Here is a 12,553-nt window from a genome sequence, read left to right on the forward strand (position 1 = left end):
GTGGTCCGGGCCGGCGGCCGCCGCACGACCGGTCTCCACACCCCGTGGCGCGTCGACGGTCCGGTCCACGCCCCGCGGTGCGTCGACGCCCCGGCCCACCGCCGGAGGTTGGGACGCTCCCGCTCGTCCGTACGGGGTCACTCCCTCGCCGCACGCTGTTCCTCCTGATGTCCCCGTTGTCCTCTGGCGCCTCCCACCGGGCACGGTCATGCTGTCCGCCGACAGCGCTTTCCGCGCGCAACCAGCTCCGCACCAGGAGGATTTGTGGGCCCTGGCAGATTCCGCTCCACCCTGCGGCCACTCGTGCTGCTGGCCACCGTGGCGGCGACGACGGCCGGGGCCGTCGCCCCCGCAGCAGCCGACTCGACCCCGGACCCCCGCCCGCACACCACCGCCGAGATCCTCAGACCCGTCGCCCCGCCGGCCGCCGGCGGCCCGTCCGGCGGAGCGGGATCCGTGGTGGACGGCGACGGCATCGAGACCGCCCGCGCGTCCCGCCCCGTCGCCCCGGGCGTGCGTCTGGACTCGTACGACCGCCTGGAGTCCGACAAGTGGCTACGGGTCGACAACCTCTCCGTCGATCTGGACGGCAGCGGAGTGCGCGCCGACTACCTCTCCTCGGGCAAGGTCGCGGACCGGCACACGGTCTCCGAACTGGCGGCCGGGCACGATCCGGGGAAGGGGCGCCGTACCATCGCCGCGATCAACGCGGACTTCTTCGACATCAACGAGACGGGGGCTCCCCAGGGCCCCGGTGTGCGGAACGGCCGGGCCGTCCACTCCCCGGCCCCGGGCGTCAACCGGGCGGTGGGCATCGGGCCGGGGAACGCCGGCCGGGTCCTGGAGCTGTACTTCGACGGCACCCTCACCCTCCCGTCGGGCACGCACCCCCTCGCCGCGTACAACGCGGCGAACGTGCCCGCCCAGGGCGTGGGCGCCTACACATCCGCCTGGGGGAGCGCCGACCGCGCCCTGACCGTCGACGACGCGAAGCCCGTCGCCGAGGCCGTCGTGCGCGACGGCACGGTGGTCTCCGTGTCGGGCACCCCCGGCTCGGGGCCCGTTCCCGAGGGCACCGTGGTCCTCGTCGGCCGGGAGGCCGGGGCGGCCCTGCTGACCGCTCTGGAGCCGGGGGACCCGGTCGACATGACCTACCGGGCACGCCCCGACGGCGGAACCGTGCCCCGCACCGCCGTGGGCGGCCGTGAGCTGCTCGTCGTCGACGGAGTGGCGCAGAACCACGACGGCGAGGGCAACAACACCGCCGCGCCGCGCACCGCCGTCGGGTTCTCCCGGGACGGCCGGACCATGCAGGTCATCACCGTCGACGGACGCCAGGCCGACAGCGGCGGCGTCACCCTCACCGAGCTGGGCGAGATGATGCGCGGGGCGGGTGCGTACAGCGCCCTGAACCTCGACGGCGGGGGCTCGTCGACACTTGTCGCCCGTGAGCCCGGCAGCGACGTGCTCCAGGTCGAGAACAGCCCCTCCGACGGCAGCGAGCGCACGGTCCCCAACGGCCTGGCCCTGACCGCCCCCGACGGCAGCGGGCGGCTCGAAGGGTTCTGGGTGGAGACCCGTACGCCGCCCGGTGCCGCCCCCGGCGACGACCCGGTGGCCGGCGGCCGTCCCGAGCGGGTCTTCCCCGGCCTGACCCGGAAGCTCACCGCGGCCGGATACGACGAGACGTACGGACCCGCCGCCGGCACCCCGCGCTGGCGCGCCGTCGACACGTCGGTCGGCAGCGTCGACTCCCGGGGCACGTTCACCGCCCGCCGCGGCGGCACGACCGACGTCAGGGCGGAACGCGCCGGCGCCCACGGCTCCACCCGGCTCACCGTGCTCGACCGGCTGGCCCGGATCAGCGCCACCACCGCGCGCGTCGGCCTGGCGGACAAGGACGCCACCGGCAGCTTCGGCATCGTGGGACTCGACGCCCACGGTGCGAGCGCTCCCGTGGAGCCGCAGGACATCACGCTCGACTACGACCACACGCTGTTCGACATCGACGACGACGGCCGGGGCTCCTTCACCGTCACTTCCCTCACCGGGGACGGGGCAGGCCGGATCAAGGCCACCGTGGCCGGCGTCAGCACCGTCCTCGCGGTGAGCGTCGGCCTCACGGAGCAGGGCGTGTCGGACTTCGAGGACGCCGGATCCTGGAAGTTCAGCCAGGCCCGCGCCGACGGCTCGCTCGGGGCGACCCCGGACGGGCACACCGGCACCGGCCTCCGGCTCACCTACGACTTCACCCGGTCGACGGCCACGCGCGCCGCCTACGCGGCCCCGCCGCAGCCCGTCGCCGTACCGGGCCAGCCACAGGCGTACACGCTCCGGATCAAGGGGGACGGCAACGGTGCCTGGCCGACCCTGCACCTCAAGGACGCCGCCGGCTCCGACCAGCTGCTGCGGGGGCCGTACATCACCTGGACCGGCTGGCGGCAGGTCACCTTCGCCGTGCCGCCCGGCGCGGCGATGCCGCTGACGGTGTCCCGTTTCTACCTCGCCGAGACGGCCGCGGCCCGGCAGTACACCGGCGAGATCGTCATCGACGACCTGACCGCCCAGGTGCCGCCCACCGTCGAGCTTCCCGAACAGGTCGCGCCCGCCGACCCGTTGATCGACCCCGCCGCCGTCACCGAGGGGCGCGACTGGCAGTTCGCCGTGATGTCGGACGCCCAGTTCGTCGCACGCGAACCGGACAGCGACATCGTCCGGCAGGCCCGCCGCACCCTGCGTGAGATCAAGGCGGCCCGGCCCGACTTCCTGGTGGTCAACGGCGACCTCGTCGACGAGGGGTCCCCGGCCGACCTGGCCTTCGCCCGCCAGGTCCTCGACGAGGAACTCGGCGACGCGCTGCCCTGGTACTACGTGCCGGGCAACCACGAGGTGATGGGCGGGAAGATCGACAACTTCATCACACAGTTCGGTCCCGCCCGACGGACGTTCGACCACCGGGGCACCCGGTTCGTCACGCTCGACACGTCGAGCCTCAGCCTGCGCGGTGGCGGCCTCGCCCAGATCAAGGAGGTGCGGGCCCAGCTGGACGCGGCGGCGAGGGACCGCTCCGTCGGCTCCGTGATGCTGATCGAGCACGTGCCGCCGCGCGATCCGACCGTGCAGAAGGGCAGCCAGCTGAGCGACCGCAAGGAGGCCGCCCTCCTCGAACAGTGGCTCGCGGACTTCCGCCGTACGACCGGCAAGGGCGCGGCCCTCGTCGGCAGCCACGTCGGGGTCTTCCACGCCTCGCACGTGGACGGAGTCCCCTACCTGGTCAACGGGAACTCCGGCAAGGCACCGGCGGGCCCCGCGGACCAGGGCGGATTCACCGGCTGGTCCCTGATCGGCGCCGACCGCGTCACCCCCGGCGAACAGGCGACGGCACGCAGGCAGCCGTGGCGGGGCGGGCCCGACTGGGTCTCCGCGCAGACCCGCGCGCACGTCGACGAGCTGGCCCTCGACGCCCCCTCCACGCTCGTCGCGGGGGAGCGGACGAAGGTGAGCGCGCAGGTCGCCCAGGGCACCCGGACCGTGCCGGTGGCCTTCCCGCTCAGCGCGGACTGGACCGGTTCGCCGAACGTCCGCATCGGGGACGCGGACGGAGCCCGCCGGCACCACATCGCCGTGCTGGATCCGGCCACCGGCACCCTCACCGCTCTGCGGCCCGGAGCAGTCACGCTCGCGGTGACCGTCAACGGCGTGACCCGGCAGGTACGGATCCGGATCGCGGCGGGGGCGGCGGCGCCCGCAGCCTGACGTACCGTCACCTCCCGTACGGCTCCCGGGCACCCACGCCCGGGAGCCGTACGGCGTCCCGGCGCGCGGCAAGTGCCGGAAACTCGTCGGTGACCGGCCCTTGCGCCCGGTCCCACCCGCCCCCTAGGTTCCACGCTGGAATGGAGTGGGAGCGCTCCCGTCTGGCCCTGCCGCGGTCCTTCCCGGGACCTCGGCCCCCCCACCGAAGGGACATCATGAAGAGCCCCATCCGCTTTCTCCGGTCGTTACGGACCAAGGCCGCCGTGCTCTGCGTGGCACTGGCCTCGTGCGCGGCCCTCGCCCTCACCACCTCGCCCGTGCACGCGGACACCCAGCTCTGCGAGCAGTACGGTTCGGCCGTCGTCCAGGGCCGGTACGTGGTGCAGAACAACCGCTGGGGCATCGCCGAGGAGCAGTGCGTCAACGTGACGGCGAACGGCTTCGACCTGACCCGCGCCGACGGCTCGGTACCGACGAACGGGGCCCCCAAGTCCTACCCGTCCGTCTTCGACGGCTGCCACTACACGAACTGTTCACCGGGGACCCGGCTCCCGGCGCAGCTCAGCTCGATCGACAGGGCGCCGAGCAGCATCTCCTACCGGTACGTCGACAACGCGGTCTACGACGCGGCCTACGACATCTGGCTCGACCCCACGCCCCGTACCGACGGCGTGAACAGCACCGAGATCATGATCTGGTTCAACCGGGTGGGCCCGGTCCAGCCGATCGGCTCGCCGACCGGGCACGTCACGGTCGGCGGACGCGACTGGGAGGTGTGGACGGGCAACAACGGCGGCAACGACGTGATCTCGTTCCTGGCCCCCTCCGCGATCGACAGCTGGAGCTTCGACGTCATGGACTTCGTCGACGAGACCGTGAACCGGGGCATGGCCCAGCCCTCCTGGTACCTCACCAGCGTCCAGGCCGGGTTCGAGCCGTGGCAGGGCGGAGCGGGGCTCGCCGTCAGCTCCTTCTCCTCGTCCGTGGAGACCCGGTCCGGCGCCGCCGGCCCGGCCTGACCCGTCCCGCGCCGGCCGCTCCTCCCTACGGGGGCGGCCGGCGCGGCACCTCATGCCTTCCGGTAGCCGTACGCGTCCGTGGCCGCCGCCTCCACGGTGTCCAGGTCGCCCCCGGCCGACGCCGTCACCAGCGCGGCCACCGCGCCCTCGACGAAGGGCGCGTCCACCAGCCGCGAACCCTCGGGCAGCTCATCACCCTCCGCCAGCATGGACTTCACGGTGAGCACCGCGCTCCCGAGGTCCACCAGCAGCGCCACCCCGGCGCCCCTGTCGACCGTCCTCGCCGCCTCGGCGATCAGCTCCGCGCTCGTGCCCAGGCCTCCGGCCGAGGTGCCCCCGGCCGCCGCCACGGGAGCCGTCGCACCCCCCGCCGCCAAGCCCCTGGCCAGCTCGACGACGGCCTCCGCCACCGGGCCGCTGTGCGAGACCAGCACTATCCCGACCTGCTTCTCGTCGCTCATGCGTCGCCTCCGGCGCCCGTTTCCTCGGCCTCGGTGAGCGCCCCCACCAGCAGCGCCGCGGAGGCGGCCCCCGGGTCCTGGTGCCCGATGCTGCGCTCGCCCATATAACTGGCCCTGCCCTTGCGCGCCCGCAGCGGCACGGTCGCCAGAGCACCGGCCAGCGCCGCGTCACGGGCCTCCCCGAACGAGGAGCCCAGCACCTCGACGGCCGGCAGCAGCGCGTCGAGCATCGTCTTGTCACCGGCCTGCGCCCCGCCGAGCTGCGCCACCGCGGCGACCCCCGCCCCGAGGGCCTCCGCCAGCTGGTCCGGGGTCACCTCCGGCGCGTCGCCCAGCGCCTTCCCCGTACGGCGCAGCAGCGTCCCGTACAGCGGCCCGGACGCCCCGCCGACGGTGGAGATCAGATGGCGGCCGGCCAGGGTCAGCACGGCCCCCGGTGTGGCGGGGGCCTCCTTGTCGAGGACGTCGACGACCGCGGTGAAACCCCGCCGCATGTTGCTCCCGTGGTCGGCGTCCCCGATCGCGGCGTCGAGATCGGTCAGCCGGTCCGCCTCACGGTCGACGGCGGCGGCGGTGGCGGCCATCCAGCGACGGAAGAAATCGGTGTCGAGCACAAGGTCTCCTGTTCCTCACACACGGGTGGAAAGGCCGGACGCACGGCGGGCGGTCCGGCGCACGGCGGGAAGTGCGCGCGCGGCGGCAGGTCCGCGCGCACGGGGGGAGGACCGCTCACCGGCCCCAGCGGAGCGCGGGCGTCTGCACGGGCGCGTCCCAGAGCCGCACCATCTCCTCGTCCACCTGACAGAGCGTCACCGAGCAGCCCGCCATGTCGAGCGACGTCACATAGTTGCCCACCAGCGTACGAGCCACCGCGACACCCCGCTCCGCCAGCACCCGCTGCACCTCGGCGTTGAACCCGTACAGCTCCAGCAGCGGTGTCGCGCCCATCCCGTTGACCAGCACCAGCACGGGGCCGGTGGGCCGCAGGTCCTCCAGCACCGCGTGGACCGCGACATCGGCGATCTCCCCGGACGTCATCATCGGCCGGCGCTCCCGGCCCGGCTCGCCGTGGATGCCGATCCCCAACTCCAGTTCACCCGGGGGAAGATCGAACGTCGGCGTGCCCTTCGCCGGAGTGGTGACGGAGCTGAGCGCCACCCCGAAGCTGCGCGAGGACTCGTTCACGCGCCGGGCCATGGACTCCACCCGCTCCAGCGGCGCCCCCTCGTCGGCGAGGGCACCGGCCAGCTTCTCGACGAACAGCGTCGCCCCCGTGCCACGCCGGCCGGCGGTGAAGGTGCTGTCGGCCACCGCCACGTCGTCGTCGACCAGGACCTTGGCGACCTGGACGCCCTCGTCCTCGGCGAGTTCGGCGGCCATGTCGAAGTTCAGCACGTCGCCCGTGTAGTTCTTCACGATGAACAGCACGCCCGCGCCGCTGTCGACGGCGGCTGCCGCCCGGACCATCTGGTCGGGCACCGGCGAGGTGAAGACCTCACCCGGACAGGCGGCGGACAGCATCCCGGGGCCGACGAACCCCGCGTGCAGCGGCTCGTGCCCGGAACCCCCGCCGGACACCAGTCCCACCTTCCCGGCCACCGGGGCGTCGTGCCGGACGACGAGACGGTTCTCGGCGTCCACGACGAGTTCCGGGTGGGCGGCGGCCATTCCGCGCAGGCCGTCCGCGACGACGGTCTCCGGCACGTTGATGAGCATGCGCAACGGTTCCTCCTGAGAAGAGCGACGGCGGGCCGCTGGCGCTGCCCGGCCGTAGGCGTGGATCCTGTCCTCCGGTCGCAGGTCGTTCGGCACCCAGTATCGAAGAGACCGGGGTGATCGGGAAGCGACGCGTCGAAGGACACGGCCGGAACCGTCGCGGACCGCCCGCACACACCGCCCGGCCGGGTGGAGCGCGCAGGGCCACACAGGGCCATCCGGCTCCCGGGGTCTTACGTCCCCGTGACGTGGGCGCGCCGCACGACCTCTCCCGCCGCCGGGCCGCCTAGCGTGGCGGCCATGCGTGTACTGGTCACCGGCGGAGCCGGTTTCATCGGGTCGTACATCGTCAGGACCCTCGCCTCCGGCGGGCACGAGCCGGTGGTCCTCGACGCACTGCTGCCGTCCGCCCACGGACCGGCCGGCTCCGACGCCCCGGCGTCCGGCGACCTCCCGCCGGGGGTCCGTACGGTCGTCGCGGACGTACGGGACCGTGAGGCGGTGGACGGAGCGCTCCGCGGGGTCGACGCCGTCTGCCACCAGGCGGCGATGGTCGGCCTCGGAAAGGACTTCGCGGACGCGCCCGAGTACGTCGGCTGCAACGACCTCGGCACCGCGGTGCTGCTCGCCGCGATGGCCGCCGCCGGCGTCCGCGACCTGGTGCTCGCCGGCTCGATGGTCGTCTACGGCGAAGGGCGCTACGACTGCCCCCGGCACGGCACCGTCAGGCCCGGCCCGCGAGCCGTGGCCGACCTCGACGCCGGCCGCTTCGAACCGCACTGCCCGCAGTGCGGCGCGGAACTGGTGCCCGGCCTGGTCACCGAAGAGGCACCCGGCGATCCGCGCAACGTCTACGCGGCGACCAAGCTCGCACAGGAGCACCTCGCCGCCGCCTGGACCCGCGCGACGGGCGGCCGGGCCGTCGCGCTGCGCTACCACAACGTGTACGGCCCGGGGATGCCCAGGGACACCCCGTACGCCGGTGTCGCGTCCTACTTCCGGTCGGCCCTGGCCCGTGGCGAGGCCCCCCAGGTGTTCGAGGACGGCGGCCAGCGCCGTGACTTCGTCCACGTACGGGACGTGGCGACGGCCAACGCCGTGGCGCTCGCGGCGCTGGGGGAGCGGGAACCGGGCACCTTCGACGCCTACAACACGGGAAGCGGCACACCGCACACCATCGGAGAGATGGCCTGGGCCCTGTCCTCGGCCCACGGCGGTCCCGACCCCGTCGTCACCGGTGAGTACCGGCTCGGGGACGTCCGCCATGTGACCGGGGATTCGCGGCGCCTGCGCGATGAGCTCGGCTGGAAGCCGGGGACGGGGTTCGCGCAGGGGATGCGGGAGTTCGCCGAGGCACCCCTGCGGAGTTCCGGGGGACCGGGCGCGGCGGGGGACCGGTAGCGGTCCGGCCTCAGCCCGGTGCTGCCGGAAGGGTGACCTCGAAGCAGCAGCCACCGGCCACGTTCCGCACGTCCGCGCGGCCGGAGTGCGCCTCGACGATGCCTCGGACGATGGCGAGTCCGAGGCCCGCGCCCGCCGGCGGCGTACGGGCCGGGCTGCCCCTCCACCCCGTGTCGAACACGCGCGTCAGCTCGTCCTCGGGAATGCCGCCGCACCCGTCGGTCACCGAGAGCACGAGACCGTCGGGCGAGCGCTGTGCGGCCATCGAGACCGTGCCGTCGGCGGGCGTACGCCGGATCGCGTTGATCAGGAGGTTGCCGAGGACCCGGCTCATCTCCTTGCTGTCGACCTCCACCGGCACGGAGTCGACCCGGTCGCCGATCAGCCGGACCCCGTGCTCACGAGCCAGCGGATGGGCCCCGGCGAGCGCGTCGCCGACCAGGTCGTGGGAGGACACCCGGGCGGGTGCCAGCGTGAGCGACCCGGCGTGGATCCGGGAGAGTTCGAAGAGATCACCGACCATGTCGTTCATACGCTCCACCTCCCGGCGCATCTGCCGCAGATAGCGGCCCGAGTCCACGGCCATGCCGTCCTCCAGCGCCTCGGACATGGCGCGGAGCCCGGTCAGCGGGGTCCGGAGATCGTGCGAGATCCATGCGACGAGCTCCCTGCGCGATCGCTCCAGGGCACGCTCGCGCTCCCTGGACATCTCCAGCTTCGCGCTGGTGGCCGCCAGTTCACGGGTCAGCTCGGCGAGTTCCGCGGTGGCCTGACCCTCCGGCGCCGCGAACCTCCCGCCTTCGCCGAACGAACGCGCGGCCAGCGTCAGGTCCCGGCTCCTGGCGGCCACCCAGCGGCCCAGCAGCATCGCGGTCGCGAGGGACACCGCGGCGGCCATGGCGACCACGGTCGTCACCACCGTCAGATCGTGCGGAGAGAGGAACATCGCCCAGGCCACGGTCAGGGTCCCGGCCAGCATCGCGGTCACGGCCACCGCGGCGACGACGGTCAGGGAGACCACCAGCGGGCGCTGCCGGAGCAGCCGCAGGGCCAGGGCGCCCAGCAGCCCGGCCGCGGCGGCGCCGAGAAAGGCGAGGAAGGCGATGAGGAGGAGGTCGGCCATGTGCTCAGCTCCCGGGGATGTCGTCGTACGGCAGATCCAGGCGGTACCCCACGCCCCACACCGTCCTGATCAGCGCGGGCCGGGCGGGGTCGGCCTCGACCTTGCCGCGCAGCCGGCGTACGTGCACCGTCACCGTCGACAGATCGCCGAAGTCCCATCCCCAGACCTCCCGCATCAGCTCCTCACGGGCGAAGACCTGGCCCGGGTGGGTGAGGAAGAACGCGAGGAGGTCGAACTCCCGGAGTGTGAGGGCGAGGTCCCTGCCGTCACGGGTCGCCCGGCGGGCGAGCGGCTCCAGTCGCAGCCCCGCTCCGCCGAGTGCGGCGGGTGCGCCCGCCTCGGCACGCCGGCCCCGGCGCAGGACCGACTCCACACGCAGCACCAGCTCGCGCGGGCTGAAGGGTTTGGTCACGTAGTCGTCCGCGCCGGTCTCCAGCCCGAGGATCCTGTCCTCCTCGTCCCCCCGGGCGGTGAGCATGATGACGGGCACCGGCCCGTGGGCGCGCATCCGGCGGCACACCTCGAAGCCGTCCATGCCGGGCAGCATCAGGTCGAGCACCACCAGATCGGGCCGGTGAGCCGCGAAGCGTTCCAGTGCCGCCGGCCCGTCGTCCGCCCGGTCGACGTCGTACCCCGCGCGTTCCAGATATCCCGCCGCGACCTCCACGACCGTCGGATCGTCGTCCACGACGAGCACACGACCGTGCGACACGCCGTCGCCGCGGCCGGTCGGTGACGCGGCGCGGTGGCCGGGAGGGGAGGAGATGTTCCGCATGGGGGCAACTGTGGCACCACCGGCCGTCCGGACGTACGGTCCCCGGGCCGCCACACGGTCGACGTCCACGTTTCGTAAGAACCCGAAGACCGAAATGCCGGTTTTCTCTCCGTAGGGTGATCGATGTGACCCACCCTTCACCGGCTGATCCCGCCGGCTCCCCCCGCGCCGACATCGTTCTGCCCTGCCTCGACGAGGCGGAGGCCCTGCCCCGGGTGCTGGCCCGTGTACCCGACGGGTGGCGGGCCATCGTCGTCGACAACGGGTCCACCGACGGCTCGGCGGACCTCGCCCGCTCGCTCGGCGCCACCGTCGTGCACGAACCCCGCCGCGGCTTCGGCTCCGCCTGCCACGCGGGGCTGCTCGCCTCCGACGCGGAGTACGTCTGCTTCTGCGACTGCGACGGCTCGCTCGACCCCGCGCTGCTCCCCGGCTTCGTGCGCAGGATCGCCGAGGGCGAGAGCGACCTGCTCCTGGGCCGCCGCCGGCCCACGACCCGCGGTGCGTGGCCCCTGCACGCCCGACTGGGCAACATCGCCCTGTCCGGAATGCTCCGCCGCCGTACCGGCCTCCGGCTGACCGACCTCGGACCGATGCGGGCCGTGCGCCGCGAGGCCCTGCTCGCACTCGACCTGACGGACCGTCGCAGCGGCTATCCGCTGCAGATGGTGGTGCGCGCCTCGGACGCCGGACTGCGCGTCGCCGAGACCGACGTGCCGTACCACCCCCGGACCGGCAGGTCCAAGGTCACCGGGACCTGGCGGGGGACCTGGCACGCCGTACGGGACATGCGCGCCGTGCTGCGCCAGCCGCCGGCGGCCCCGCGCGGCGTCAGGGCGGAGGCGTCCCGATGAGCGGGAAGACGGCCCCCACCGGGGCGACCACGGTGCTGGTCATCGCCAAGGAGCCCGTTCCCGGCCGGGTCAAGACCCGGCTCACACCGCCGTTCAGCCCCGCCGAGGCCGCCGAACTCGCCGCCGCGGCGCTCGAGGACACCCTCAGGACCGTGCTCACCCTGCCCGCGCTGCGACGGGTCCTGGTGCTCGAAGGGCGTCCCGGCCCCTGGATGCCGCAGGGCTTCGACGTGCGGCCGCAGGGCGAGGGCACCCTCGACCGGCGCATCGCTGCGGCGTTCGGGACCTGTACCGGACCCGCCCTCCTCATCGGGATGGACACGCCCCAGATCACCCCGGCCCTGCTCGCCCCCGCGCTCTCCCCCGGCGGCTGGGACGGCTGCGACGCCTGGTTCGGGCCGGCCGAGGACGGGGGCTTCTGGGCCCTCGGCCTGGCCGAGCCCGACCCCGCCCTCGTCCGGGGCGTGCCGATGTCCCTCCCCGGAACGGGCGGCATCCAGCGTGCGCGCCTGACGGGAGCGGGCCTCACCGTGCGCGACCTGCCGCCGCTGCGCGACGTGGACACCGCCGACGACGCGCTGCGCGTCGCCGCCGACGCGCCCGGCAGTCGGTTCGCCGCGGTCCTCTCCCGCCTGGGCCGGGCGGTGGTCCGATGAGCACGACCCTGCCACCGGCGGGCCCCGCCGCCTGGGCGACCGATCCGTACGCCCGTGCGCTCAGCAGGGGCCGCGGCCCGCTCTTCCTGCGCCGGAAGGACGGGTGGCTCCTGCCGCTGGACGTCGAACGCTGGTGCGCGGAGGCCGACGCCGCCGACCTGTCGGCACTCCGCCGCAGCGAGGGGGCGGTCATCGACATCGGCTGCGGCCCCGGACGGCTGGTGGCCGCGCTGGCCGCCCGTGGACACCGCGCGCTGGGGATCGATGTGAGCGAGGCAGCCATCGGACGCACCCAGCGGATCGGTGGACCGGCGCTCCGCCGCAGCGTGTTCGAGCCGCTGCCCGGGGAAGGCCGCTGGGGAACCGCCCTGCTCATCGACGGCAACATCGGCATCGGCGGGGACCCGCAGGCCCTGCTCCGCCGGGTCGGCGCCGTCCTGGCACCCGGGGGCCTGCTCATCACGGAGGCCGCGCCCCACGAGGTGGACGAACAGGTCCAGGTACGCCTCGACGACGGCCGGGGGCCCACCGGTGCGCCGCACTTCCTCTGGGCCCGTGCCGGGGTCTCCGCCCTGCTCGGGTACGCCCGTTCGGAGGACTGGGAACCCGTCGATCAGTGGGAGGCGGACGGCCGCCCGTTCCTCGCCCTGCGCCGCGCCCGGACGGTCCGCACGACCAGCCAGAGCGCCGACACGGCGAACAGCGCGGCCGTGATCAGCAGCCAGTTCCCCAGGAACCTGTCGGGGGACAACCCGCTCGCGGGCTCGTAGCGCTCCGCCTGACGCGTGATCA

General features: G+C 74.1%; 10 protein-coding genes and 1 pseudogene. 6 read left to right on the forward strand and 5 right to left on the reverse strand.

All coding sequences use genetic code 11. From position 1 onward, the window contains the following. Window positions 1-264 precede the first annotated feature (264 nt). Complete coding sequence (locus ACZ607_RS12565; RefSeq protein ID WP_469734541.1) at window positions 265-3,756, forward strand: phosphodiester glycosidase family protein; 3,492 nt, start codon at window positions 265-267, stop codon at window positions 3,754-3,756. Window positions 3,757-3,971: 215 nt separating this feature from the next. Then, window positions 3,972-4,766 (forward strand): annotated as a pseudogene (locus ACZ607_RS12570) (GH12 family glycosyl hydrolase domain-containing protein); the annotation flags it as partial. 59 nt (window positions 4,767-4,825) lie between these two features. On the opposite strand, the gene ACZ607_RS12575 reads toward ACZ607_RS12570, so the two are convergent. From ACZ607_RS12575 to dhaK, 3 genes are all read right to left on the reverse strand, one after another. Further along, the gene (locus ACZ607_RS12575) at window positions 4,826-5,236 is read right to left on the reverse strand and encodes a PTS-dependent dihydroxyacetone kinase phosphotransferase subunit DhaM (protein WP_469734543.1); all 411 of its coding nucleotides are present in this window, start codon (window positions 5,234-5,236) and stop codon (window positions 4,826-4,828) included. Continuing rightward, window positions 5,233-5,850 (reverse strand): dihydroxyacetone kinase subunit DhaL, encoded by a 618-nt coding sequence (gene dhaL, locus ACZ607_RS12580; RefSeq protein WP_469734545.1) that lies wholly within the window; start codon window positions 5,848-5,850, stop codon window positions 5,233-5,235. The genes ACZ607_RS12575 and dhaL overlap by 4 nt, the downstream gene beginning before the upstream one ends. 115 nt (window positions 5,851-5,965) lie before the next feature. After that, a complete protein-coding gene (gene dhaK / locus ACZ607_RS12585; protein WP_469734547.1) occupies window positions 5,966-6,958 on the reverse strand; it encodes a dihydroxyacetone kinase subunit DhaK in 993 nt (330 codons plus the stop codon). Window positions 6,959-7,252: 294 nt separating this feature from the next. Here dhaK and ACZ607_RS12590 point away from each other — a divergent pair, with 294 nt between their 5' ends. Further along, window positions 7,253-8,353 (forward strand): NAD-dependent epimerase/dehydratase family protein, encoded by a 1,101-nt coding sequence (locus ACZ607_RS12590; protein WP_469734549.1) that lies wholly within the window; start codon window positions 7,253-7,255, stop codon window positions 8,351-8,353. A gap of 10 nt (window positions 8,354-8,363) precedes the next feature. On the opposite strand, the gene ACZ607_RS12595 is transcribed toward ACZ607_RS12590, so the two are convergent. Together ACZ607_RS12595 and ACZ607_RS12600 are read right to left on the reverse strand one after the other, a co-directional pair. After that, window positions 8,364-9,476, reverse strand: coding sequence for a sensor histidine kinase (locus ACZ607_RS12595; protein ID WP_469734551.1), 1,113 nt, complete (start codon window positions 9,474-9,476; stop codon window positions 8,364-8,366). A 4-nt stretch (window positions 9,477-9,480) separates the two neighbouring features. Beyond that, a complete protein-coding gene (locus ACZ607_RS12600; RefSeq protein ID WP_469734553.1) occupies window positions 9,481-10,251 on the reverse strand; it encodes a response regulator transcription factor in 771 nt (256 codons plus the stop codon). A gap of 125 nt (window positions 10,252-10,376) precedes the next feature. Between ACZ607_RS12600 and ACZ607_RS12605 the strand changes: the two genes are divergently transcribed. From ACZ607_RS12605 to ACZ607_RS12615, 3 genes are read left to right on the forward strand one after another with little or no spacing between them, the layout of a single operon-like run. Next, a complete protein-coding gene (locus ACZ607_RS12605) occupies window positions 10,377-11,105 on the forward strand; it encodes a glycosyltransferase family 2 protein (protein ID WP_469734555.1) in 729 nt (242 codons plus the stop codon). Continuing rightward, window positions 11,102-11,761: a TIGR04282 family arsenosugar biosynthesis glycosyltransferase gene (locus tag ACZ607_RS12610; RefSeq protein ID WP_469734557.1), complete on the forward strand. Its 660-nt coding sequence runs from the start codon at window positions 11,102-11,104 to the stop codon at window positions 11,759-11,761. The genes ACZ607_RS12605 and ACZ607_RS12610 overlap by 4 nt, the downstream gene beginning before the upstream one ends. Continuing rightward, entirely contained in the window at window positions 11,758-12,531 is a 774-nt protein-coding gene (locus tag ACZ607_RS12615) for a class I SAM-dependent methyltransferase (protein ID WP_469734559.1), read from the forward strand. The genes ACZ607_RS12610 and ACZ607_RS12615 overlap by 4 nt, the downstream gene beginning before the upstream one ends. Window positions 12,532-12,553 lie beyond the last annotated feature (22 nt).

The organism is Streptomyces sp. NPDC104381, from assembly GCF_055583745.1.

What these genes read in the sequence shown, in the direction of transcription:
- ACZ607_RS12610 (WP_469734557.1), top strand. Translation starts at nt 11,102, where the DNA reads ATGAGCGGGAAGACGGCCCCCACCGGGGCGACCACGGTGCTGGTCATC.
- ACZ607_RS12595 (WP_469734551.1), bottom strand. Translation starts at nt 9,476, where the DNA reads ATGGCCGACCTCCTCCTCATCGCCTTCCTCGCCTTTCTCGGCGCCGCC.
- ACZ607_RS12590 (WP_469734549.1), top strand. Translation starts at nt 7,253, where the DNA reads ATGCGTGTACTGGTCACCGGCGGAGCCGGTTTCATCGGGTCGTACATC.
- ACZ607_RS12575 (WP_469734543.1), bottom strand. Translation starts at nt 5,236, where the DNA reads ATGAGCGACGAGAAGCAGGTCGGGATAGTGCTGGTCTCGCACAGCGGC.
- ACZ607_RS12600 (WP_469734553.1), bottom strand. Translation starts at nt 10,251, where the DNA reads ATGCGGAACATCTCCTCCCCTCCCGGCCACCGCGCCGCGTCACCGACC.
- ACZ607_RS12615 (WP_469734559.1), top strand. Translation starts at nt 11,758, where the DNA reads ATGAGCACGACCCTGCCACCGGCGGGCCCCGCCGCCTGGGCGACCGAT.